Source organism: Rhodococcus sp. UNC363MFTsu5.1 (assembly GCF_000686785.1).
GTDB classification, from domain to species: domain Bacteria; phylum Actinomycetota; class Actinomycetes; order Mycobacteriales; family Mycobacteriaceae; genus Rhodococcus_G; species Rhodococcus_G maanshanensis.
The window spans coordinates 42358-66371 of sequence record NZ_JMLO01000030.1; the positions used below are offsets into that span (position 1 = coordinate 42358).

Genomic DNA, 24014 nt, shown 5'->3' on the forward strand with positions numbered 1-24014 from the left:
CGGCGATGGAAGTCCTTCGGCGGTAGGGGAGTGCGATGTCAGCGGGGACAGAGGTCAGGCGTGAACGATTGTCCCGCAGGGCACTGAGCCGCGCGACGCTCGAACGCCAGCACCTGCTGCGCCGCACCGGCGACAACGCGCTCGCGGTGATCGGGCACCTGTACGGCCTGCAGGCTCAGGCGCCGATGGCGCCCTATTTCGCGTTGTGGGCTCGGCTCAAGGGATTTCGGCCGACCGACCTGTCCTCGTTGATCGAGAACCGTGATGTCGTCCGGATCGTGGTGATGCGCGGCACGGTGCACGCGGTCACCGCGGCCGATGCCCTGGCGTTGCGACCGTGGGTACAGCCGATCATGGATGCCGACATGCGGACGAACACCCTGCACAAGAACGGCCTCGTCGGGATGGACCTCGCGGCGCTGGCGGACTGGAGTCGGGCGACGCTCGAGCACACCCCGCTGAGCATGGCCGATCTGCGACCGTTGCTGGCCGAGCGTTGGCCGGACCGCGACCCGGTGGCCCTCGCGCATGGGGTCCGGAACCTGCTCCCACTCGTGCAGGTCCCCCCGAGGGGGATCTGGGGCCGGTCCGGTCAGCCGGTCTGCACCACCCTGGAGCGGTGGACGGACGCGCCGCTGTCCGAACCGGTGCCGGACGAGATGATCCTGCGCTATCTGGCGGCCTACGGCCCGGCATCGGCCGCGGACGCCCAGGCCTGGTCCGGCCTGACCAGGCTGGGCGAGGTGTTCGACCGACTCCGCCCGAGGTTGCGGGTGTTCGTCGACGAGGACGGCGCCGAAATGTTCGATCTGCCCGACGCCCCGCGGCCGGACCCGGCTGGCAGCCTGCCGCCACGGATACTGGCGCCGTACGACAGTGTCCTGCTCGGCCACGCGAACCGGAGACGGGTGCTGGCGGACGAGCACCGCAAGGTGGTGTTCACCGCGAACGGGATCATCAAGCCGACGGTCATGGTCGGTGGCCAGGTCGCCGGATTCGTCACGGTCACCGCCAAGAAGCGTTCCGCGGCCGTCGAGATCGCGACATTCGCACCGCTCGCGAAGGGCGCCACGTCGGCGCTCGAGGCCGAGGCGCAGCGGTTGCTGAAGTTCGCGCACCCCGACGCCGACGACAACGACGTCCGGTTCACGGCCGTGCGGTAGCCGTCTCCGCGATCGACGACTCGTTCTCTGTGGGAAGGTCATTGCCCGATTCCGGTGCCGCCGCACCCCTCGTGATCCGCCGCGCGAGCGCGTTGGCCGCGCCGACGAACAGCCCGACGATCGCGCCCCAGAGCACCGACACGAGCGCTCCGCCGACGAGCGAGGCCAGGTAGGCGCCTGGACCCTCCTGCAGCACGAAACTCAGGTACACCGTGCGGATCAGGTTCCCGGCGAGGACGCCGATCACGGTGGCGCCGAGGCCCGCCGAGAAGGCGCGCCCGACGCCGCCGCCGGGGTGCCTGCGCGCGGAATTCACCAGCCGCATCCAGACGACGGCGAGCATCACGAGCGCGGCGGCGCAGTCGACGAGCCAGTTGATGGTGGTCGTCTCGCCGAGCGGGAACAGCCGCAGCGCCGGGATGCCGAACGGCAGCCCGATCGCACTCGGGACGAGCAGTTCCGGGAACCGGGTGAGCACGGCGCCGGTGATCGACCAGAGCCCGAACAGGACCGAGATCACGGCGAGCGCCGCGACGCCAGGCCACGGGGCGCGAAAATCGGCATCGACCTGCGGATTCACCGAATCGGCAGCGCTGGCGTCAGACATGCCGCAACATTAACGGGATCAAATGGACCAAGCGTCCAGAATCATGCAGAAAGTCGAGTGTGAGTCCCGTGCGGCGAATCAGAGTGGTGTCCCTCGTTGCGGCAGGCGCGCTCGTCCTCGCCGGTGGTGTCGGCGCGGTACTCCGATCCGACCCGGCGCCCGCCGAGTCGTACCTCACCGACGACCAGGGACGCTCGCTCGTGCTGCGTGGATTCAACACGGCGTCCAGCGCGAAGAGCACCCCCGACGGCATGCCCGACTTCACCGAGGCCGACCTCGAGCGGGAACACGCCGACATGGGTACGAACTTCGTCCGGTTCCTGATCTCGTGGCGCTCGGTCGAGCCGGAACCCGGTGTCTACAGCCAGGATTACCTGGACCGGGTGGAGGAACGCATCGGCTGGTACGCGGACCGCGGCTATCACGTCATGCTCGACATGCACCAGGACCTCTGGTCGGGCGCGATCACCCCGGACGGCAAGACCGGCAACGGCGCCCCCGCATGGGCCACCTACATGGACGGGTTGCCGGTCGGATCCCACGACATGTGGGAGCAGTACTACCTCGACCCCGGCGTGATCCGGGCCTTCGACAACTTCTGGAACACCACGGGGGCACACCCCGAACTCTCCGAGCACTATGCGAACGCGTGGCGGGCGGTGGCCGAGCGATTCGCCGACCATCCCGCGGTCGTCGCGTACGACCTGATGAACGAGCCGTACGGTGGCACCCTGCAGGGCCCCGTCTTCGAGGCCGGGCCGCTCACGGCGCTGTATCAGAAGTCGACCGACGCGATCCGCACCGTCGACCACGACACCTGGGTTTGCGTGGCACCGCAGGCGATGGGCACGAACTGGGGCACCCCGAGCGGCCTCGGCGCGATCACCGACAACCGCGAGGGCGACCAGCGGATCGCCTACTGCCCCCACATCTATCCGCTGCCGATGGATCTCGGCGGTGGCTACGAGGGCACCTCCCGCGACCTGGTCGACGCGACGGTCGCCTCGTGGCGCGGCAACACCCTGCGCACGGCGGCGGCCCTCGGCGACGCCCCGATCATCCTCGGGGAGTTCGGGCTCGACACCACGCTCCCCGGTGCGCTCGACTACGTGGACCGGATCTACGCCACGGCCGCGGAGATCGGTGCGGGCGTGAGCTACTGGTCGCGCGACCCGGGACCATGGGGGCCGTACGGCGAGGACGGCGCCGCAAGGAACCTCGTCACCGCGCTCGACACGCCGTATCCGCGTGCGGTCGCCGGGACGCCGATCACCTGGGCGGCATCCGGGGACCGGCTCGAGCTGACCTTCCGGCCGGACCGCGATGTCTCGGCACCGACCGAGATCTACCTGCCGCGCAGCGGCTTCCCCGCAGGCGTGAGTGTCGACGGCGGCGAGGTGCTGACCTGGGATCAGCAATCCCGGCTGCTCACCCTCCGGCAGCCGCAGTCGGGCGAGGACGTCACCGTGACGCTCACCCCGGCGCCCTGATCGGAGAGCATCGGCAATGGGGTGTTAGATGAACGGGTGAGTGACAGCGTCATCGCCTCCGTCCGTGCGCACCTCACCGATCGGATCGGTGGGCCTGCGCCCTCCGCCGCGTCCGTGACCTTCCTCGGGCTCGAACCGCTGGAGGTCCTCCGCTTTCCCGCCGACTCCGACGATCTGGTCCGGTACGTCTCGCTCGGCTGTTCGCGGCATCCGATGGGTGATCCCGCCGAGGCCGTGGCGGACCCGGTGCGTGGGCCACGCGCGGAGCTGATGCTGACCCTGCGAGGCGGTGTCGGAGTCGCCTCCGGCGTGCACAAGACGCTGGCCGTGCTGGCCGCGGCGCCCGCGGTGGAGGGCGTGGTCCTCACGGTCGACGGATTGCTCGACGTGGGTGAGCCGCTGTGGAAGGGCGCGCCGTTCACCGCGGTGCTGCTGGGGGAGAGCGACGTCGAGGACCTAGAGCTGCCCGAGCCGGCCGATCCGGTGCGTTTCCTCGCCGCGGTACCGATCACCGGCACCGAGGCCGCCTGGGTGCGCCTTCGCGGCGCGGGAGCCCTGCGTGAGGCGTGGGCGGAGGCCGGGATCGACGTGCGCGACCCGGCGCGTGGGGCAGCCTCGCTCTAGTCAGAGCCAGTTGTTGCGGCGGAACGTGACGAACAGTCCGGTGCACACGATGGCGATCAACCCGACCACCCCGTAGTAGCCGTAGGTCCAGCGCAGCTCCGGCATGTGGTCGAAGTTCATCCCGTAGATGCCAGCGATCATCGTCGGCACCGCGGCGATCGCGACCCACGCCGAGATCTTGCGCATGTCGGTGTTCTGCTGCACGGCGACCTTGGCCAGGGCCGCCTCGACGAGGGTGCTGAGCACCTCGTCGAACTCGGCGATGCGCTCGGCGACGACGGTGTGGTGGTCCTGCACGTCGCGTAGATAGCGCCTGACCTCCTTCGGCACACCGGTTGTGGTGTCCTGGCTCAGCCGCTGCAGTGGACTGGCCAGCGGGTTCACCGACTTGCGCAGCTCGACGATCTCCCTCTTGAGCAGGTAGATCTGCTCGATCGCGACCCGGGTGCGGGGACTGAAGACCTCCTCCTCCATGAGATCGACGTCCTTCTCGACGGATTCGGTGACCGCGAGGTAGTGATCCACCACATGGTCGGCGATCGCATGCAGGACTGCGGACGGCCCCAGCGCGAGCCGGGTCGGGTTGGCCTCCATCAGCGCCCGCACGCCTGCCAGGCCGGAATGCTCGCCGTGCCGGACGGTGACCACGAAGTCGGTGCCGAGGAAGATCATGATCTCGCCGGTCTCGACCACCTCGTTGGCCGTGGTGATCGACTCGTGCTCAACGTAATTCACGGTCCGAAGTACCAGGAAGAGGACATCGTCGTACAGCTCGAGCTTGGGTCGCTGGTGGGCGTGCACGGCATCCTCGACCGTCAGCTCGTGCAAGCCGAAAACCTCTGCGACACTGCCCATCTGATACTCGTCGGGGGCATGCAATCCCACCCAGGCGAAGCCCTTCCCGCGGGCGCGGACCTCGGCGAGGGCGGCCGAGTGGGTGAACTTGCCCGGCAGTCGCTCGCCGTCGATGTACACGGCGCAGTCCACGATGGCCCTCGCGGTCGGCACGGGAATCCGCGCCGGGGCGGGGCCGGGCGACCTGCGGGTCGGGCGTAGCGACGGCATGGACGGCACGGCAGCCACTCCCTCTCGAGCCCGGCGATGATCTCGGGTCAATCCTAGCCCGGGGGATCCGGGCGGACGCCGCGCCGCGAGGTGTCGGGTCCGCTTCCCACAGCCTGAGACAATGGCCCGGTGCGCATCGACCTCCACACCCATTCATCTGCCTCGGACGGCACGGACAGCCCCGCTGACCTGGTACGGCACGCCGCGGACGCCGGGCTCGACGTGGTGGCCCTGACGGACCACGACACCACCGCGGGCTGGGCCGAGGCCGCAGCCGCGTTGCCCGCGGGGTTGAGCCTGGTCCGCGGCATGGAGATGTCGTGCGAGGGCAGGGGCGAGGACGGCAAGCCGGTCGCGGTTCACCTGCTCGCCTACCTCTTCGATCCGACGGCCGCGGCCTTCGCCGCGGAACGCGAGCGGCTCCGATCCGAGCGGACGACGCGGCTGCGGGCCATGGCCGAGCGGATGGCGCTCGACGGGCTGCCGGTGGACCCGGACGAGGTGATGGCGGCTGCGGGGCCCGCGGCCGGTCGCCCGCACCTGGCGCGGGCGCTCGTGGCGGCAGGGGTGGTCGGGTCCGTCGACGAGGCGTTCGGCGATCTGCTCAAGACCGGCGGCCGCTACTACGTGCACAAGGCGGACACGCCGCTGCCCGAGGCGGTGTGGATGGTGTCCGACGCGGGCGGGGTGAGCGTGATCGCGCACGGGCGGGCCGCCAGCCGCGGCCGGCTGCTCGCGATGGAGCAGATCGGCGAGCTCGTCGCGGACGGCCTCGCGGGTGTGGAGATCGACCACCACGACCACCTGCAGGTGGATCGGGAGATCCTCGCCGGGATCGCCCGTGAGCACGACCTCATCGTGACCGGGTCCTCGGACTATCACGGCGTCAACAAGGCGGTGAAGCTCGGCGAATTTCTCACCGCACCAAGCGAGTTCGACAGGATCGTGGCCAGGGCCACCGGCGTCGACGTGATCTCGGCATGAGGGAGGAGCGCTGATGTCCTTCGATACGACCCTGTACATGACGGCCGTGATCACGCTCTTCGTGATCATGGACCCGCCGGGCGCCATCCCCGTGTTCCTGTCCCTGGTCGGCCGCAAGAGCAAGGAGGCGCGCAACCGCGCCGCGTGGCAGGCGCCGCTGGTCTCGCTTGCCGTCATCACGGTGTTCGCGATCGGCGGCCAGGCGATCCTCAACTACCTGCACATCGGGATCCCCGCCCTGCAGGGCGCGGGTGGCCTGCTGCTGTTGCTGATCGCCCTGGAGTTGTTGACCGGCAGGGACGCGAATCAGCCGAGGGGAACGGAGGACGTCAACGTCGCGCTCGTGCCGCTCGGGACCCCGCTGATGGCGGGGCCGGGTGCGATCGCCGCCGTGATCGTCTTCGTGAACCAGGCCGAGGGGCATTCGGGCGCCCCGCTGGCGGTGGGGTTGGCGATTCTGACGATTCACCTCATCCTGTTTGTGGTGCTGCGGTTCTCCACGGTGCTGATCCGGCTGCTGGGCGTGAGCGGCATCTCGCTGCTGGCCCGGATCGCCGGACTCCTGCTGGCCGCGATCGCGGTGCAGCTCATTGCGGACTCGGTCCGCGGATTCATCGCAGGTGGGTAGGGACGTGTCGGTCGACGAGTACGAGGACCACGCCGAGAGCAGCGGGGCAGTCGCGCGCGGTCTGCGGGCGCTGAGCGGTGCCGTCGCGGCAGGCGTGGTGGTGCTGGCAGTGGTCGTTCTCGGCACGTCCTATCTCGGCGGCCAACGCGGGTTCCCCGGGCCGGGGAAGGTGTCGGTCGGCGCGCACATCGTTGCTGTCGTGCTGGTGTTGCTGGCGCAACGAGTGGCCGATCATCGGCGGGGTGTCACGGGTATCTTCGGCTCGGTGGGCGTGTTCTTGGTCACAGGCCTGCTGCTGTGGACCCAGTGGTGGCGTTAGCTCACCAAAAAAGCTACTCACCGGTGAGATTTGCGTGCGGTGAGGCCGCGGTGGCACACTTGTTGCACTTCGCGCCGGTGCTACCCCCCGGTAACGGAGCGAGAGTCGGATTCACCAGCGGCAGATTTCGCGCCCGGGCTCACCCCGCCCGGCGCCTTCGCGCTTCCGAGTTGAGTGCAGCGGCCCGTAGACCAATCGGGAATTGATCGTGCACCCTCGGTTAGCCTCACCCCCATCTCGACCAAAAACCTGCGGCTGCGTCGATTTCCAACCTCGGCGCTGCTACTTCCCAGTAACCCGCCCCCGAGTGGGAGCGGCATGAGTAGGAGTGCAATCGTGTCTCTTGTGTCTGAAGCAACCACACCGAAAAAGGTTGAGCTGACCGACGAAGAGATCTTCGCGGGCCACGTCGGCGGCAAGCTCTCTGTCGAGACGACCGCCCCCCTCGATTCTCAGCGCGCCCTGTCTATCGCGTACACGCCCGGTGTGGCACAGGTCAGCCGCGCGATCGCGGCGGACGAGACGCTCGCGGACCGGTACACCTGGACCAGCCGTCTCGTCGTCGTCGTGAGCGACGGCACCGCGGTGCTCGGACTCGGCGACATCGGACCCCGCGCCTCGCTGCCGGTGATGGAGGGCAAGTCCGCGCTGTTCAAGCAATTCGCCGGCCTGAACTCGATCCCGCTCGTGCTCGACACCAAGGACCCCGACGAGATCGTCGAGACCCTCATCCGGCTGCGCCCGAGCTTCGGCGCCGTCAACCTCGAGGACATCTCGGCCCCGCGTTGCTTCGAGATCGAGAAGCGGGTCATCGAGGCCCTCGACTGCCCCGTCATGCACGACGACCAGCACGGCACCGCCATCGTGGCGCTGGCCGCGCTCAAGGGTGCGGTCAAGGTCCAGGACCGTGACATCACCGCGCTGCGCGTGGTGATCTCCGGTGCGGGTGCGGCAGGCGTCGCCTGCGCGAACATCCTGCTCGCTGCGGGCATCGCCGATGTCACCGTCCTCGACTCCAAGGGCATCGTCTCCAGCGACCGCGGCGACCTGAACGAGATCAAGGCCGACCTCGCCGCCCGTACCAACCCGGCGGGGCGCACCGGCGGCATCGTCGAGGCGCTCGACGGCGCCGACGTGTTCCTCGGCGTGTCCGCGGGCACCGTGCCGGAGGAGATCATCGCGACGATGGCCCCCGAGGCGATCATCTTCGCGATGTCCAACCCGGACCCGGAGATCCACCCCGACATCGCGCGCAAGCACGCCGCGATCGTCGCGACCGGCCGCAGCGACTTCCCGAACCAGATCAACAACGTGCTGGCGTTCCCCGGCGTGTTCAAGGGCGCGCTCGACGCAGGCGCCCGGCGCATCACCGAGGGCATGAAGCTCGCCGCGGCGGAGGCGATCCTGTCCGTCGTCGCCGACGAGCTCGCCGTCGACAAGATCGTGCCGAGCCCGCTCGATCCGCGGGTTGCCCCGGCGGTCGCCGAGGCGGTCGCAGCCGCGGCCAAGGCCGAGGGCGTCGCCTAAGCACGCACGTTCGTCCCGCTGAAGGGCGCCGCCGCTCGGATCACCCGGGCGACGGTGCCCTTCGGCCGTTCTCGGGGCGGTCAGTCGAGCGCGGGGGTGCGGCGCAGCCTGCCGGTGCCGGGCACCGAGGCCCACACCGCGAGCGCGAGGACGCCGTCGAGGACCAGGGCCAGCGCCGCAACGAGGATCGCGCCGACCAGGACGCGGGCGTAGTCGCCGAGCGCAAGCCCGTCGAACATGTACCGCCCCAGGCCGCCCAGGTTGACGTAGGCGGCGACCGTGGCGGTGGCGATGACCTGCAGCGTCGCGTTGCGCAGCCCCCCGACGATCAGTGGCAGCGCATTGGGGACCTCCACCCGGCCGAGCACCTGTGCCCGTGTCATCCCCATCGCCCGCGCGGCATCGACCACGACCGGGTCGACGTTCGCGACGCCTGCGTAGGTGCCTGCCAGGATCGGCGGGATGCCGAGCAGGACCAGCGCGATGATCGGCGGGATCAGGCCGAGCCCGAGGAGCAGCACCAGGAACGTCAGGATGCCGAGGGTCGGCAGCGAGCGGAGCGAGTTGACCAGTCCGACCAGGATGGCGTCGCCCCGCCGGAAGTGTCCGATGAGCAGACCCAGCGGGATCGCGATGGCCGCCGAGATGGCCACCGCGAGCAGGCTGTACCAGAGGTGTTCGACGATGCGGGCGCCGATGCCCGTCGGGCCGGACCAGCTCGACGGGTCGGCGATGTAGTCGAAGGCGGCGCCGAAGAGGTTCATGCGGGGCCCTCCGTCGCGCGCAGGACCGCGGCCGGTTCTTCGGCCTTGCGGCTGCGGGCGGTCCTGGTCCACGGCGTCAGCACGCGGCCAGCGACGTAGAGCAGGCCGTCGATCACCAACGCCAGGAAGACGATCGCGATGAGCCCCGCCATGATCTGGTCCGGGTAGTCGCGCTGGTAGCCCTTGGTGAACAGTTCGCCGAGCCCGCCGATGCCGATCAGCGAGCCGACCGAGACCAGCGAGATGTTGGTGACGGCGACGACCCGGATGCTGGAGATCAGTACCGGGACGGCAAGCGGCAGTTCGACGGTCAGCGCGCGCCGCAGCGGCGTGAAGCCCATCGCGGTTGCCGAGTCGATCACCGATGCGGGAACCGAGTCGAGGGCCTCGGGCACGGCGCGCACCAGCAGCGCGGTCGAGTAGATCGACAGCGCGATCACCACGTTCATCTCGTCGAGAATGTTCAGCCCGAGCAGGGGCGGGATGGTGACGAACAGCGCCAGCGAGGGGATCGTGAACGCGAGCGAGGCGAGCGTCATGGTGGTCTTGCGCAGCCACGCGACATTCCGGATGGCGATGCCGACGGGCACCGCGATCAGCAGCCCGATCAGCAGCGGCAGCAGTGCCAGGTAGAGGTGTGTCTTCGCGAGGTCGACAACCTGCGAGAAGTTGTCGATCAGCCAGCGCATCAGCCGGCCGTCTCGCCGTTGAAGAAGTGCCGGTTCCTGGCCTGGTCCTCGGCCTGCCGCTGGTCCGCGAGCTTGCGGATCACCTCGGATCCGTTGACCCCGCCCACGACCGAGCCGGATTCGTCCACCACGACGCCGATTCCCGACGGCGACGAGATCGCGGCGTCCAGCGCCTGCCGCAGGTCCCCGCCCCTCGTGAACAGCGAGCCACCCGCGGATGTGCTGTCGACCAGGGTGTTGCCCGCCCGGATGCCCTCGACTCCGGTGACGTCGATCCAGCCGCGGGGCGCCCCGTCCTCGGTGACCACGAGCACCCACTCGCCCTGGTCGAGTCGCAGCGCGGCGAGCTCGGATTCGACGGCGGTGCGGACCGCGTGCACCGGCACCTCGTCGGCGGGCCGGAACGACAGCCCGCGATATCCGCGATCGCGTCCCACGAAATCCGCAACGAAATCCGTTGCGGGGGAGGCGAGTACGGTTTGGGGATCGGCATATTGCTGGAGCAGGCCGTGTGGGCCGAACACCGCGACGCGATCGCCGAGCCGGACCGCCTCGTCGATGTCGTGGGTGACGAACACGATGGTCTTGCGCAGTTGCGCCTGCAGGCGCTGCATCTCGGCCTGCAGGTCCTCGCGGACCACCGGATCGACCGCGCTGAACGGCTCGTCCATCAGCAGGATCGGCGGATCGGCCGCAAGGGCCCTTGCGACGCCGACGCGCTGCTGCTGGCCGCCGGAGAGCTGGGAGGGGTATCGGGTGGCCAGCGCGGGGTCGAGCCCGACCCGTTCGAGCACCTCGAGCGCCGCCCTGCGGGCCGCGCGCCGCGAATCGCCGCGCAGCACAGGCACGGTGGCCACGTTGTCGATCACGGTCCGGTGCGGCAGCAGGCCCGCGCTCTGGATCACGTAGCCGATGCCGAGGCGCAGCTTGACCGCGTCGGTGCGGGTGACGTCCTGGCCGTTCACGATCACCTTGCCGGCGGTGGGCGTGATCATCCGGTTGATCATCCGCATGGACGTCGTCTTGCCGCAGCCCGACGGTCCGACGAACACGGTGAAGGACTCGGGCTCGATGACCAGGTCGAGGTTGTCGACCGCGGTGGTGCCGTCCGGGTAGCGCTTGGTGACCGACTCGAAGGTGATCAAGGCCGGCCGCCTAGGACACCGGCTTGTCGAGCCCCTGCGCCGACACCCACTCGGTGGCGGCTGCGTCCGGTTCGGTCTTCGAGTCGCCGGACACCGAGGTGTTCAGGGCGATGAGCTCCTCGGTGGTCAGCTTGGCCGACACCGCGTCCAGGACCGCCGCGAGCTTCTCGGACTGCTTGTTCGCCCGCAGGACCGGGACCACGTTCTGCGCCGCGAAGTTGTTCTTCGGGTCCGCGAGGACCACGAAGTTGTTCTTGGCGATCGCGGGCGAGGTGGTGAAGATGTTCGCCGCGGTGACCTGGCCGGAGGAGAGGGCGGCGACCGTGGCCGGTCCGCCGCCGTCCGCGATCGGCACGAAGTTCTGCGGGCTGATGACGAGGCCGTAGTCGGCCTCGAGGCCGGGCAGCCCTCCCGCGCGCTCCTGGAACTCGGCGGGTGCGCCGAACTTCACTTCGGCGGAGTGGGGCGCCAGGTCCCCGATCGAGGTCAGTTGCCACTTGTCGGCGGTCTCGCGGGTCACGACCACCGCGTCCTTGTCCTCGCCGGGCGCGGGCGTGGTGATCGCCAGGTCGGGGCCGAGTGCCGCGGGCAGGGCCGCGTTCACCTCGGCGGCGCTGGTGGCGGTCGTGTCCTTGTCGAGGTACTGCAGCAGGTTGCCCGTGTAGTCCGGGATCACGTCGATGGATCCGTCCTTGACCGCGGGGATGTAGGTCTCCCTGCTGCCGATGTTCAGCTTGGTCTGCACGTCGAAGCCGTTGGCACGCAGGGCCTCCGCGTAGATGTTCGCCACGGTCTCGGACTCGGGGAAATTCGCCGACCCGACGATGATCGCGTTCGGGTCCGAGCCGGTGCCACCGCCGCTGCTGAGCGGGTCGGAGTTGCCGCATGCGGTCAGGACCGTGAGGGCGGTGACCGCCGCGGCGACGGCGATCGGGCGGGCGGAGCGGCGAGCTGAGAACCTCATGGCGTCCTTCCATCGGTTCCGGCGTTAGCACCCGTCCCCTTCGGACTGGTTGCTGCGGCGTCAACAAGCCGGATCTCTCGGCCGCTCGAGATGGTGCTGGCCACCGAGTGTAACGATAGGGAGGACATTCGCTGGGTGAGGAGAGGAGCGTGGCGCGCCATGACGGCTCGGTGGAGGAAGGCCGCGGGGACGGTGATGTCTACGGCCGTGGTGTTCGCGCTCACCGGATGCACGGTGGACAACTCCCGCCTCGACGAGGCGCAGGCCCCTGCGGCGATCACCGTCGGGTCGGGAGAGAGTGCCGAGTCGCAGGTGGTTGCGGGGATCTACGCGGAGATCCTGCGCGGCACCGGATCCCCGGTCGAGGAGGGTGCCGCGGAGACGCGGGCGCAGTATGTGGAGGATCTCGGGACGGCGGACATCACGGTGGTGCCGGACTTCACCGGGCAGCTCCTGCACTTCTTTCAGCCGGACTCGACGCTCACCGATCCCGATGAGGTGTTCGAGGAGCTGAACAGGTCTCTGCCGGAGGGGCTCTCGGTATCCGATTACAGCGACGCCGAGGTGAAGACCGAGGGTGATGCGACGGCCGAGAACGTGGTGCCTCTCATGCGCAGCGGGGTGCTCACCGAGGATCAGGTCAAGGCGCTCAACGTCGTTGCGGGCGAGCTGACCTCGGCCGACCTCGCTGCGATGGTGGAGCGGGTTCGCGTCGGCGAGCTCACCCCGGCGCAGGCGGCGGACGAATGGCTCGCCGCGCGTTGAGGAGGATCCCATGCGAGTAGTGAGCTGCCGCAGAAGCGAATCCGGTAACCAGGGGGACCGGCTCTGCCGGTGATCGGTGGGCAATGTGGCCACCCGAATCGCGTCTGTAATGTCGAACCTCGACGCAGCAGAGCACACGAAGCAGGCGGGGGCCAATGCCGAGGATTGCCGAGTTACCGACCAAGCTGATCGCAGGGCTGGCTCTAGCCCTGATCGGCCTCTCGATTGCCGCACCACTGGCCCAAGCGCAGGAGAGCTCGGATTCGGCTCCGGAGTACGCGCCGACCATGCTCATCCTCGACGCGTCCGGATCCATGCAGCGTCCGGATCCGGCGGGCACGATGATGGATGCCGCGAAGACGGCCGTCCGTACCTTTGCCGGCGCTGCGCCTGCCGAATCGAAGGTAGGGCTGACGGTGTACGGCACCGGCACCGGAAACGCCGAAGCGGACAAGCCAGCGGGATGTCGTGACGTGCAAGTGCTGCACCAGCCCGACACCCTCGACAGTGCCGCGCTGATCAGCGCGGTCGACGGCATCAAGGCGAGCGGGTGGACGCCGATGGGCACCGCATTGCGCCAGGCGGCCGCCGCCCTCCCTGACTCGGGACCGCGGTCGATCGTGCTCGTCTCCGACGGCGACGACACCTGTTCCCCACCGGATCCGTGTGAGGTCGCCAGGGAATTGAAGCAGCAGGGCGTCGATCTGGTGATGCACGCGATCGGCTTCGCGGTGGACGGCAAGGCCCGCGCCCAGCTCACCTGCATGGCGCAGGCCACCGGCGGCACCTACACCGACGCCGCCGACGGACCCGCGCTGGAGCGGACGCTGCCCCGGGTCACCGCCGCCGCGCTCCGCAACTACAAGGCGGCCGGGACACCGATCACCGGGACGCCCACGTACGACAACGCCCCGGTGGCGACACCTGGTCAATACCTGGACACCATGGGGCAGAAGGAGACGCGTTACTACGCGGTCGACGTCCCCGACGGGGCCACCGCCTATTTCAGCGGCACCATCTCCTTTCCCCGTCTACCCGACATCTCGAGCACCGAGGACATGAATGTTCTCAACGTGCGTGTTTACGGCAGGGACGGCCGAGACTGTAACGAGTTCGTGTTCGAACAGGTGACGAGTTCGAGCGACGGTGCGGCGCTGACGGTGGCCGAGACCTTCGACGGGGCGACCGAGAAGCGCGCGGACGACGGCAGTGGTGCCGACAAGTGCAGGGGCGGCGGACGCTACTACTTCGCGCCGACCTGGGCCACGGTGTCCCACGGTGTGCCGGAACGGTTGCCGATCGAACTGCTCGTCGGAATCGAGCCCGCCGCAACCGATCCCGGGCCGATCGCGGTGGCACCGCCGACCGCCTTCACCGAGCCCACCGGTCCGGGTACCCCGGTCGTCGGCGGCGGGTCCTTCAACGTGGCCACCGAGCTCGACGGCAGTGGTCGGTACACCGACACGCTTCAGCCGGGCGAGTTCGTGTTCTACCGGGTCCCGCTGGATTGGGGGCAGGGGCTCGCGTATCGGGTGCAATACGGGGCGAATGGCGGCCGAGGTGTGGAGAACGTCTCGAACATCCAAACCGCCGTGTACTCCCCGTCCCGCGAGGAGATCGACTTGGACACCGGGGCGTACACCGGCACCGACCGGACGTTGCCGTCGAACGGGGCATTCGCCACCGTGCCGATCCGCTACAACAACCGCACCTCCGATGTCCTCGACACCCGCAAGGAAGCCGTGGCCGGGTCGTACTACATCGCGGTCAAGGTGGGCTCGACTGCGGCGGAGGGCGAGAAGCATCCGGTGCCGATCCGGCTCGACCTGACTGTCGGGGGGACGCGTGAGGACGGTCCCTCGTACTCGTCCGGGGTTGCGAACGGGATCTTCGGCGAGAACGCCACGACGCAGGCCGTCGGCTCCCCGTCCGCCGGCGGTCCTGCCGCCGACACCGTGGTGGTCGAGGCGGCAGGCGAGGTGGGCGCCGCGGACTCGAGTTCGTCGACCTCCGTGATCGCGGTGGCGGTGGCCGGAGTCGTGTTGTGCGGCGCGCTCATCGGCTGGGTCGCCGTGCGCAGGCGCCGAAGGTAGACGGCTGGGGCGGTGACGCACGAACGGGTGGTTACCGGGTTCGCCTCTCAGCGATCGTCCCGGTAACCACCCGTTCGACGGGTGAGCTAGACCTCGGTGCGGTCGAGCGTCGTGCGCAGGAACCCACCGAGCTCACGCACGGCGTCGTTCGCCTCCCGCAGGATCGACGCCTGCAGGTGCGCGACGTGCCACAGCCGTGGGTACTCGGTGAACTCGACCGTGACGCCCGCGGCCCGCAGCTTGTCCACCAGCTCCACCACCTGCGGGTAGAGCACCTCGGACGTGCCGACGTGCACGATGGTCGGCGGTAGCCCGGCCATGTCGCCCTGCAGCGGCGCGTATCCCGGATCGGCGGGGTCGCCGCCGCCGAGGTAGGCCTCGGCCGCGATGAACGACCACGCCGTGTTGATCACGAGATCGCGATCCTTCGGGGCGTTGCGGGCGCCGGGATCGACCCACGGGGCGATCAGCGCAAGGGCGGCCGGTCGCACGTCGTGCGTGTCGATCAGGCGGCGCGCGGTGGCCAGCGAGAGTCCGCCGCCCGCCGAATCCCCTGCGATGGCAACCCGATCGGCGGTGTATCCGTGCTCGACCAGCAGCTCGAGGTACGCGTCGACCGCGTCCTCCAGCCCGGCCGGGTACGGATTCTCCGGGGCGAGGCGGTAGTCGAGCAGGTACACCGCTGCCCCCGACTCGCGTGCCAGGTACGCGGCCAGTGACCGGTGGGTGGCGAGCGATCCGAGGGTGTAGCCACCGCCGTGCAGGTAGAGCACGGCGGTGCGGCGCTCGCTGGCCCCGACCGTGATTCGCTCGGCCCTGCGGCCGGCCAGGGTCAGCTCCCGCACGACGGTGTCGCGGGGGAGCCGCTGCAGCGGGGAACCGGCGTCGAGCAGGGCGCGCGCCGCAGGCACCGGCATCTTCGCGTGCAGGGCCACCCGGTAGAACGCGCCGAGATTCGCGGCGACCAGCGGTCGGGGTAGGAACACCACTGGGCTACTTCCCCTTCGGCATCACGCGGCCGGCGATCTCGGCGACCACGCGCTGATAGCTCGAGCCGACCAGACGGACCCAGGCGTCGAGGAACTTGGCGTCGGCGCCGATGAGCACCCGCGCCCTGCCCTTCTGCACGCCGTTCACGATGACCTTCGCGGCCTGCTCGGGCGTGGTGCGCGCCAGTTTCTTGTCGAAGAACTCGGCGAAGACCGCGAGGTCCTCGCCCGGCCCCGCGGTCGCGTTGCGGGCGATGGCGGTCTTGATGCCGCCGGGGTGCACGCAGGTCACCTTGACCGGGTGCTTGGCGATCAGCATCTCCTGCCGCAGCGACTCGGTGAAGCCGCGGACCGCGAACTTCGCGGAGTTGTAGGCGGACTGGCCGGGCATCGAGAGCAGGCCGAACAGGCTGGAGACGTTCACAACGTGCCCGTCGCCGGACGCGACCAGGTGCGGCAGGAATGCCTTGGTGCCGTTGACGACTCCCCAGAAGTCCACGTCCATGATCTTCTCGATGTCCTTGAACTCGGACTTCTCGAACTCGCCGTGGTACGCGATGCCTGCGTTGTTGTAGATCTGGTTGACCTTGCCGAAGTGCGCGGCGATCGTCTCGGCGTACTGCAGCACGGCCTCGCGCTGGGTCACGTCCAGGTGATCGGACCTGACCTCGGCGCCGAGGGCCTCGACCTGGCGGACGGTCTCGGCCAGTCCGACGCTGTCGAAGTCGGAGAGCGCGAGCCGGGCGCCCTTCTCGGCCAGGTTCAGCGCGAGCGCGCGACCGATGCCGGACCCCGCTCCGGTGATGACAACGACCTTGCCTGCGAAATCGCTCACTGTGCAACAACCTTCTCGTCATCGTCGTCAGCGGTGCCGACAACAAGGGCGCTGCCGCGCTCGATCTCGGCGGCGATCTCGTCGCCGGTGATCCCGGGCAGGTCCCTGGTGGCCACGCTGCGGTAGGCGGCGAGGTCGAACTTCTTTGTCGCGTTACGGAACTGGAAGGTGAAGCCCGGCCACAGCGTGGTGTTGTTGCCGTGCTTGTCGAGGTACCAGCTGGCGCACCCGCCGTTGTTCCAGACGCTCTGCGCGAGCTTGTCCTGCAGGTCCTTGTTGTATGCGTCCTGCGCGTCCTGGCGGACCTCGATCGTCCCGATGCCGTTGCGCTCGATGGTGTTGATCGCGTCGACGACGTAGTTGAGCTGCGACTCGATCATGAAGACCATCGACGTGTGGCCGAGGCCGGTGTTCGGGCCGACGAGGAAGAACATGTTGGGGAAGTTGGCGATCGCTGATCCCTTGTAGCCCTGCTGCCCGCTGGCCTCGAAGACCTCCGCGGCGGAGCGGCCGTCCTTGCCGATGATCCCGGCGAAGGTGGGGGAGTCGGTCACGTGGAAGCCGGTGGCCACCACGATCGCGTCGACCTCGCGGGTGGCGCCGTTGCGGTCGACGATGCCGTTGGCCGTGACCTCCGCGATGCCGTCGGTGACCAGGTCGACGTTCGGCTGGGTCAGCGCGGGGTAGTAGTTGTTGGAGATCAGCATTCGCTTGCAGCCGATCTGGAAGTTCGGGGTGACCTTCTTGCGCAGGTCCCGGTCCTTGATCTGCATGCGCAGGTGGCGTTCGGCCGCGAACTGCAGCGGCTTCATGAAGATCGGTGCCTTGGCCAGGCCGACGACCTGGGTCTCGCGCATCCAGTAGATGCCGGTGCGGGAGAGCTTCTGGAACCCGGGCACGTACTTGAACGCGAGCTTCTCGAGCGTCGTGTACTCGCGGTCCGCGCGGGGCAGCACCCACGGCGCCGTGCGCTGGTAGACGTCGAGCCGGCCTGCCTTGGCGGCGAGTTGGGGGACGATCTGGATGGCGGAGGCGCCGGTGCCGATCACGGCGATGCGCTTGCCGGTCAGGTCGGCGTCGTGGTTCCAGCGGGCGGAGTGGAAGATCTCGCCCTCGAAGCCGTCGATGCCCTTGATGTCGGGCAGCGACGGCTCGCACAGTGCGCCGACGGCCGAGATCACGATCTTGGCGGTGAACGCACCCTGGGAGGTCTGCACCTCCCAGCGCGCGTTGACCTCGTTCCAGCGTGCCTCCTGGACCTCGCAGTTGAAGACGTGCTTGTCGAGCACGTTGTACTTGCGCGCGACCGAGCTGATGTAGTTCTGGATCTCCGGCTGCTTGGAGAACGACCGGGTCCAGTTCGGGTTCAGCGCGAAGGAGTACGAGTACAGATGCGACGGGACGTCGCAGGCCGCGCCGGGGTAGGTGTTGTCGCGCCAGGTGCCGCCGACCTCACTGCCGCGCTCGAGGACGACGAAGTCCCGCTTGCCCTCTTGAACCAGCTTGATCGCGGCGCCCAGACCCGCGAAGCCACTGCCGATGATCAGCGTGTCGACGTGTCGCGGAGTTCCACCCGGCTTCACGGCGGTATCTGTAACTGGAAGACTCATGTACCACACAGTAGGGGCTTGTTGAGTCGCAGTCAATAGCTTATTGACGACAATTCAGTAAGCTGATGGCCATGGCGGTCACCAAGCGCACCCGGCTCAGCCCGGAGGAGAGGCGCGCTCAACTCATCGACCTGGGCGCACGCATGCTCGCGGAGCGACCCCTCGAACAGATCTCGGTCGAGGAGATCGCGGACCAGGCCGGCGTCTCTCGGGGACTGCTCTTCCACTATTTTGCGTCCAAGCACGACTTCCATCTCGCCATCGTGCGCCACACCAACGTCGAGATGCTCGCCCACACCGAACCCGACCTCAGCCTCGAGCCGCTCGAGATCCTCAGGTCGGCGATCACCTCCTACATCGACTACGTCTCGGAGAACCGGAACACCTACGTCTCGCTGCTCCGCGGCACCGCGAGCGGGGACCCGGAGATGCGGGACGAGTTCGAACGGACCCGCGCGACGATGGCCGAGCGGATCGGCCTGCAGCTCCCCAAGCTCGGCATCGAACCGGGACCCCGGATCACCCTCGCGGTCCGCGGTTGGATCGCGTTCGTCGAGGAGGCAACGATCAGCTGGCTCAAGGATCCCGAGATCACCCGCGAGGAACTGATCGACCTGATCGTCACCGCCCTGCCCGCTGTCGCGCTGAGCTCGGAGACGGCGGCGGCGCTGATGGGCGCGTAGCGGCCGGCCTGCTCATCGGGGCTAAACTTGTCGCTGTTCTCAGCGGAGGGTGCCGCGATGGATGCCGTGTCACGCAGGGTCTTCCTGAAGTACGCCGCCGCGGCCACGGTGTCGGGCGGCCTCGCCGTGGCGTGCGCGAGTTCACCCCCGCAGCCGCGCTTCATCACCCCCGCCGACCCCGAGATCGCGGCGCGCGATCGGGCGCTTGCTCGTTCCGCGTCGGTGGTCCCGATGGCCCTGTCGGCCAGGCCGGTGACCGTGGACCTGGGCGGCGTCGCGGCGAACACCTGGGCGTTCGGTGACGTCGCGGTGGGCCCCGAGATCAGGCTGAAGGCGGGCGAGCGACTGCGCGCCGAGGTGGCCAACGCCCTGCCGGTCGGCACGACGATCCACTGGCACGGCATCGCGATCCGGAACGACATGGACGGTGTCCCTGTTCTCACCCAACCGCCCATAGGGCCGGGGCAGACGTTCGTCTACGAGGCGATGATGCCGGACCCGGGAACGTATTGGTACCACTCGCATTCCGGGTTGCAGCTCGACCGGGGACTGTCCGGACCGCTCATCATCGAGGACCCGAACGAGGGCCTGCGCTACGACCACGAATGGACGGTCTTCCTCAAGGACTGGATGGACGGGGTCACGGGCACACCCGACGACGTCTACCGCGAACTGACGACCGGGATGGGAGGCATGAGCGGGATGCCCGGCATGACCGGGATGCCCGGCATGGCCGGGCCGCAGTACATGCTCACCGACGGAACCAGCGCGCTGCTCGGCGGCGACGCAGGCGACGTGAAGTACCCGTATTACCTGGTGAACGGCAAGATCCCCGCCGATCCGCCGCAGTTCGCAGGGAAGCCGGGCGACCGGGCCCGGCTGCGCATCGTCAACGCGGGCGCCGACACCGCATTCCGGGTGGCGCTCGGCGGACACGAGCTCACGGTGACCCACGCCGACGGCTACCCGATCGAGCCGGTGCGGGCCGATGCCCTGCTGCTGGGGATGGGCGAGCGGTACGACGCCCTGGTCACGTTGGAGGACGGGGTGTTCCCCCTCGTCGCCTCCGCGGAGGGAAAGAACGCCCGAGCGCTGGCGATCGTCCGCACCGGCCCCGGCGAGCGCCCGCCCGCGGACGCGCCGGTGGCAGAACTGGACGGACGGATCCCGATGGCGTGGGACATGTCGGCGACGGAGGCCGACCGGCTCCCGCGCCGCGAGGTCACCCGCGCCCTCGACATCCGGCTGACGGGGTCGATGAGTCCGTACACCTGGAGCATCGACGGCGTCCCCTTCGACCCGAGCAGCGTCGAGTCGAACCGATTCGGGGTGCGCAGCGGTGAGCGGGTACGGATCAACTGGCGCAACGACACCGATATGTGGCACCCCATGCACCTGCACGGCCACACCTTTCAGCTCGCCGAGTCGGGCGCGCGCAAGGACACCGTCATCGTGCTGCCGAGGAGCACGATGGCGACCGACTTCGACGCCGACAACCCTGGGGTGTGGGCCTACCACTGTCACAACAGCTTTCATCAGGATTCGGGCATGATGGGGAACATCTCCTATGAGATCTAGCCGCGTCCCCTAATACCTGGGTATGGGACCCGATCTCACTCCGCAGCGGGACGCGCCGATCGGCCTCGCGTCCATACCGTCGGTGCATGGACATCCTCGGATCGCAGGTCCGCCCCATGCTCGCCCGTCAGCGGCCCCTCATGGTGATGGTCGCCGCGATGATGTTGCTCGCGTGCGTCAGCGCGGTCGGAATTGTCGTCGACGACCGCACGCTGCTCGGTGTCTCGGTCTGGGTCAAACCGTTCAAGTTCGCGATCGCCTTCGTCCTCTACGGCGCCACCCTGGCGTGGCTGCTGAACCTGCCGCACAGGGGAAGTCGCTGGACTCGCCGGTTGGCTCTCGTCTTCGTGGTGGCAGGCCTCGCCGACGTCGCCTTCATCGCCATTCAGGCGGCACGCGGAACCTTCAGCCATTTCAACAAGTCCGACGACATCGTCAACTCGGTGGGGCAGACGATCTTCATGTACGGCGTCCTCGGACTGTTCGCCGCCAATCTCGTGATCGCCGTGATCCTGCTGCGCCAGCGGCTGGCCGACGGTCCGACCACCCGGGCCGTCAAGGCCGGGCTGTGGCTCGCGCTGGCAGGGATGGCGATCGCCTACCTGGTGGGCTTCCAGGGCGAGCAGTCGGCGCGCGATGCGAACGGTCGCGTGGTCGAGCTCGGTGCGGGGCACACCGTCGGAGCGACCGACGATCGTCCCGGCATGCCGATCACCAACTGGAGCACCACCGGTGGGGACCTGCGCATCCCGCACTTCGTGGGGCTGCACGCGCTGCAGGTGCTGCTGCTGGCGGCGGTCGTCCTGGCGGCGCTCGCTCCGCGCGTCCCGTGGCTCCGGGCGGAGGGCGCGCGAACCGCGGTGATGGGTGTGCTCGCCGGTGGATACACGGGCCTGCTGGCGCTGCTGACCTGGCAGGCGCTGCGCGGCCAGCCGCTGACCGCACCCGACCTGCTCACCGTGGTCGGGGTGAGCGTATTGGTCGCCGCGACGGCGATCGGTCTGGCAACTGTGCGTGACCGGTACCGAGCTCGGGTGTGCGCTGTCTCAGGACTTCGCGGTTAGCCGAGCAGCGCGAGGCGTACCGCTACCGGTAGCAGTATGAATCCGAGGATGCGTCGCCGCCCTGAAGGCGAACCTGGTGCACCCGCAGTCCCCGGAAGTCCTCGTCGTGCGGGAAGAAGGCCTCATCGATGGTCATGCCGCCGCTGGGAACGGTGTGCATCTCGGCCATCCAGGCACCAACTCCGTTCGGGTAGAACTGGTCGTCCCAAGAACCGTAGAGGGAGTTGGTGAGGTAAACCCGCTTACCGTCGCGGCTGATCTCGACCATTTGTGGACCACCGGACAACGGCTGGTTCGGAGCCGCCGGATGAGCAGTCTTGGCGACGATCCCGCCGAGCCGGATGGACCCGGTCTCTTTCGGGGCGGCAGGGTCGTGCACGTCGAACTGCTTGAGCTCGCCTGTACCCCAACAGGATACGTAGAGGAACTTGTCATCGACCGACAGGTCGATGTCGCTGACCAGGGGCGGCACCGCGCCGAACGGCTTCAGGGCAGGCGGCAGCAGTTCGGGATCGGCCGGCTCGGCTGGGATCGTGATCACCTTGTCCACTGCCCAGTTGCCGTCGTCACGGTGCCAACGCCACACTGATGCCGACAGATCCTCAGTCGAGATCACGACGCCGAGGAACCCCCAGGTGGCGCCCGGGTCATGCGACGGGCGCAGCTCGAGCGGCATCTGGTGATGCGCGCCGAGATCCACCCGCTGCTGGTGCTCGCCGGTGGCGAGGTCCCAGAAGTGGATCGCGTGGCCATACTTGTTCGCCAGCAACAGCTCTGGTACCAGCCCGCCCTCGATCATCGACGGCGTGCCCCACTCGCTGCTGATCAGGGTGTTCTGGTTGAGATGCCACCAGGCGTCGTACGCGAGGTACTGCGGGCCGCGGTCGGTCTCCCACTGCCGGAGCACCTCGAATGTGTCGTGATCGAGCAGCGCTATCCCGCCCGGTCCGTCCGATCCGTGTGCGCTGCCGAGACACGTCATGAACACGCCGTCCGGCCCGCAGTGCAACGTGTGTGGTCGGGAGTAGCCGGCCTTCGCCGCGAGCTCGGCGCTGTCCACGACCTTGGTGAGGGTGGGCAGCCGCGGGTCGGGTTGGGTGTCGAATATGTACAGGGACGATGACCGCAGACCCGGCACTATCAGGTACCGGCGGGCCAAACCCTCCATCTGGTGACCCTCGTGTTTCAGCGCGCTGCTACAGGCGTTCCAGCCGAAGTGGTGCAGCTCGTTGCCTCGGTCAGGAACCTCGGTCCAGCCCACCACCCTGCCGTATGCGTCCGAGCCGGGGTCCACGTCGATCACGGTCAGAGCGTCAGGCTTTTCCCCCGCGCGATCGAAAGCGACGACGTAGGCCAGTTGCTCCGGCGGGGCGGCGGCTGCCTCGGATGCAGTGCGATAGAAGGTGGGGTCCACAGTTGGCTGACTCATCTTCAGCCTCCTTCGAGTCAGAGAGGCGAGACCCGAGCACATCGACATCTGCCCCTGCCGCAACCCAGCGACTCAAGGGTTCGCGGCAATCGGAGAAGACGGATGGGCTCTCTCGGCGAACACCAACCTCGCCTGCGCGTGCAAACACCCAGCCCGTCTGCCGCGTACCGGGACATCGATACCCATCAAGAATAGGAGCAGCGGACGAAGGGCGGAACCGGGGTGAGTCGACGGCGAGGGTCGAGTTTTGATTGTTCGTTGTGAGCAGCACGGACGCCCGCGTCACAGGTGCCGCAGGAACCGGTCGGGGCCGTCCAGGAATGAGCGCCAGTTCCGGACCAGCTCGAGCTCGTCCCACTGCGGGTACTCGATGCCGCCGTCGGTCAGCTCCCAGATCTCGGCGCCGGGACAGGCGGCAAGCACGGGGGAGTGGGTGGCCATGATCACCTGGGAGCCCTCGGCCGCCAGGTCCTTGATCACCCCGAGCAGCGCCAGGCAGGACTGGAACGAGAGCGCGGCCTCCGGCTCGTCCAGGATCCACAGGCCGACTCCGATCGGCCGGTCCGCCACGTAGCGCAGGAACGACTGGCCGTGGGAGAGCTCGTTGAGTCCCTGGTCGGTGTCCCGGACACGATCGGCGTCGGCCCGGTCGAAGAGCGAGTGCATGGACTCGGCCCGCAGGAAGCAGCCGCCGTACGGTCTCGGCTGCGACCCGACGCAGGTCAGGTGGCGGGGCAGGTCGGTGTCCTCCGCGCTGCCGCCCGCCGACCAGAGCCGGTCCTGGGCGCCGCGGAATCCACCCTGCCAGGCGCCCGCGATGGCCTCGACCAGGGTCGACTTGCCGACGCCGTTCTCGCCGACGACGACGGTCACCGGGCTGGTGAAATCGAGCCCGTCCCGGCACAGTTCGCCGATCGCGGGCAGGTCGAGATACCACGAAGCCGGGTCGAATCCACTCCTGCGAGTGAACTCGACCCGGCTCAGTGGCAGCACGGGTGC

The 24014-nt window shown here is 68.7% G+C and carries 23 protein-coding genes and 1 riboswitch; of the genes, 12 read left to right on the plus strand and 11 right to left on the minus strand.

The window, feature by feature from the left end; genetic code table 11:
* Positions 1-35: 35 nt before the first annotated feature.
* Positions 36-1163, plus strand: coding sequence for a winged helix DNA-binding domain-containing protein (locus BR31_RS0120920; RefSeq protein ID WP_037177593.1), 1128 nt, complete (start codon positions 36-38; stop codon positions 1161-1163).
* Here the strand turns inward: BR31_RS0120920 and BR31_RS29585 are convergent.
* Positions 1147-1770: a hypothetical protein gene (locus BR31_RS29585; protein WP_051637622.1), complete on the minus strand. Its 624-nt coding sequence runs from the start codon at positions 1768-1770 to the stop codon at positions 1147-1149. The genes BR31_RS0120920 and BR31_RS29585 overlap by 17 nt on opposite strands.
* Before the next feature lie 68 nt (positions 1771-1838).
* On the opposite strand from BR31_RS29585, the gene BR31_RS0120930 reads away from it, so the two are divergent.
* Both BR31_RS0120930 and BR31_RS0120935 read left to right on the plus strand, forming a co-directional pair.
* Entirely contained in the window at positions 1839-3260 is a 1422-nt protein-coding gene (locus BR31_RS0120930) for a cellulase family glycosylhydrolase (RefSeq protein ID WP_027502682.1), read from the plus strand.
* 36 nt (positions 3261-3296) lie between these two features.
* Entirely contained in the window at positions 3297-3884 is a 588-nt protein-coding gene (locus BR31_RS0120935; RefSeq protein ID WP_027502683.1) for a suppressor of fused domain protein, read from the plus strand.
* Here BR31_RS0120935 and corA read toward each other — a convergent pair whose 3' ends face one another.
* Positions 3885-4958, minus strand: coding sequence for a magnesium/cobalt transporter CorA (gene corA, locus BR31_RS0120940; protein WP_027502684.1), 1074 nt, complete (start codon positions 4956-4958; stop codon positions 3885-3887).
* A 120-nt stretch (positions 4959-5078) separates the two neighbouring features.
* Between corA and BR31_RS0120945 the strand changes: the two genes are divergently transcribed.
* The 4 genes from BR31_RS0120945 to BR31_RS0120960 all read left to right on the plus strand — a co-directional run bounded on the left by BR31_RS0120945 (position 5079) and on the right by BR31_RS0120960 (position 8407).
* On the plus strand, positions 5079-5933 hold the full coding sequence (locus BR31_RS0120945; RefSeq protein WP_027502685.1) for a PHP domain-containing protein: 855 nt from the start codon (positions 5079-5081) through the stop codon (positions 5931-5933).
* Positions 5934-5946: 13 nt separating this feature from the next.
* On the plus strand, positions 5947-6561 hold the full coding sequence (locus tag BR31_RS0120950) for a MarC family protein (protein ID WP_027502686.1): 615 nt from the start codon (positions 5947-5949) through the stop codon (positions 6559-6561).
* Between the two features lie 4 nt (positions 6562-6565).
* Positions 6566-6880: a hypothetical protein gene (locus BR31_RS0120955; protein ID WP_231496640.1), complete on the plus strand. Its 315-nt coding sequence runs from the start codon at positions 6566-6568 to the stop codon at positions 6878-6880.
* Positions 6881-7216: 336 nt separating this feature from the next.
* Entirely contained in the window at positions 7217-8407 is a 1191-nt protein-coding gene (locus BR31_RS0120960) for an NAD(P)-dependent malic enzyme (RefSeq protein WP_027502688.1), read from the plus strand.
* 80 nt (positions 8408-8487) lie between these two features.
* Here BR31_RS0120960 and BR31_RS0120965 read toward each other — a convergent pair whose 3' ends face one another.
* Genes BR31_RS0120965 through BR31_RS0120980 form a run of 4 tightly spaced genes read right to left on the minus strand, consistent with a single transcriptional unit; the run spans position 8488 to position 11969 of the window.
* Positions 8488-9171: an ABC transporter permease gene (locus BR31_RS0120965; protein WP_027502689.1), complete on the minus strand. Its 684-nt coding sequence runs from the start codon at positions 9169-9171 to the stop codon at positions 8488-8490.
* Positions 9168-9860 (minus strand): ABC transporter permease, encoded by a 693-nt coding sequence (locus BR31_RS0120970; protein ID WP_027502690.1) that lies wholly within the window; start codon positions 9858-9860, stop codon positions 9168-9170. Before BR31_RS0120970 ends, BR31_RS0120965 begins: the two co-directional genes overlap by 4 nt.
* A complete protein-coding gene (locus BR31_RS0120975) occupies positions 9860-11005 on the minus strand; it encodes an ABC transporter ATP-binding protein (protein WP_027502691.1) in 1146 nt (381 codons plus the stop codon). The genes BR31_RS0120970 and BR31_RS0120975 overlap by 1 nt, the downstream gene beginning before the upstream one ends.
* A gap of 10 nt (positions 11006-11015) precedes the next feature.
* Positions 11016-11969, minus strand: coding sequence for an ABC transporter substrate-binding protein (locus BR31_RS0120980; RefSeq protein ID WP_027502692.1), 954 nt, complete (start codon positions 11967-11969; stop codon positions 11016-11018).
* A gap of 6 nt (positions 11970-11975) precedes the next feature.
* Positions 11976-12066: riboswitch (SAM riboswitch) on the minus strand.
* Positions 12067-12128: 62 nt separating this feature from the next.
* On the opposite strand from BR31_RS0120980, the gene BR31_RS29590 reads away from it, so the two are divergent.
* Positions 12129-12734: a glycine betaine ABC transporter substrate-binding protein gene (locus BR31_RS29590; RefSeq protein ID WP_081830617.1), complete on the plus strand. Its 606-nt coding sequence runs from the start codon at positions 12129-12131 to the stop codon at positions 12732-12734.
* Positions 12735-12889: 155 nt separating this feature from the next.
* Complete coding sequence (locus tag BR31_RS29595; protein WP_037177599.1) at positions 12890-14827, plus strand: vWA domain-containing protein; 1938 nt, start codon at positions 12890-12892, stop codon at positions 14825-14827.
* Between the two features lie 86 nt (positions 14828-14913).
* On the opposite strand, the gene BR31_RS0120995 is transcribed toward BR31_RS29595, so the two are convergent.
* Genes BR31_RS0120995 through BR31_RS0121005 form a run of 3 tightly spaced genes read right to left on the minus strand, consistent with a single transcriptional unit; the run spans position 14914 to position 18261 of the window.
* Positions 14914-15813, minus strand: a complete 900-nt coding sequence (locus tag BR31_RS0120995; protein WP_442970235.1) for an alpha/beta hydrolase — start codon at positions 15811-15813, stop codon at positions 14914-14916.
* Positions 15814-15820: 7 nt separating this feature from the next.
* Positions 15821-16651 carry an SDR family NAD(P)-dependent oxidoreductase gene (locus BR31_RS0121000; RefSeq protein WP_027502695.1) on the minus strand — a complete coding sequence of 277 codons (831 nt, stop codon included), beginning with the start codon at positions 16649-16651 and terminating at the stop codon, positions 15821-15823.
* Entirely contained in the window at positions 16648-18261 is a 1614-nt protein-coding gene (locus tag BR31_RS0121005; RefSeq protein ID WP_027502696.1) for a flavin-containing monooxygenase, read from the minus strand. The genes BR31_RS0121000 and BR31_RS0121005 overlap by 4 nt, the downstream gene beginning before the upstream one ends.
* A gap of 71 nt (positions 18262-18332) precedes the next feature.
* On the opposite strand from BR31_RS0121005, the gene BR31_RS0121010 reads away from it, so the two are divergent.
* From BR31_RS0121010 to BR31_RS29600, 3 genes are all read left to right on the plus strand, one after another.
* A complete protein-coding gene (locus tag BR31_RS0121010; protein ID WP_027502697.1) occupies positions 18333-18944 on the plus strand; it encodes a TetR/AcrR family transcriptional regulator in 612 nt (203 codons plus the stop codon).
* 57 nt (positions 18945-19001) lie between these two features.
* Positions 19002-20522, plus strand: coding sequence for a multicopper oxidase family protein (locus tag BR31_RS0121015; RefSeq protein ID WP_027502698.1), 1521 nt, complete (start codon positions 19002-19004; stop codon positions 20520-20522).
* Between the two features lie 86 nt (positions 20523-20608).
* A complete protein-coding gene (locus tag BR31_RS29600; protein ID WP_051637623.1) occupies positions 20609-21586 on the plus strand; it encodes a hypothetical protein in 978 nt (325 codons plus the stop codon).
* Between the two features lie 22 nt (positions 21587-21608).
* Here BR31_RS29600 and BR31_RS0121025 read toward each other — a convergent pair whose 3' ends face one another.
* Together BR31_RS0121025 and BR31_RS0121030 are read right to left on the minus strand one after the other, a co-directional pair.
* The gene (locus BR31_RS0121025; RefSeq protein WP_027502699.1) at positions 21609-23015 is read right to left on the minus strand and encodes a selenium-binding protein SBP56-related protein; all 1407 of its coding nucleotides are present in this window, start codon (positions 23013-23015) and stop codon (positions 21609-21611) included.
* A gap of 282 nt (positions 23016-23297) precedes the next feature.
* A complete protein-coding gene (locus BR31_RS0121030) occupies positions 23298-23999 on the minus strand; it encodes an AAA family ATPase (protein ID WP_027502700.1) in 702 nt (233 codons plus the stop codon).
* Positions 24000-24014 lie beyond the last annotated feature (15 nt).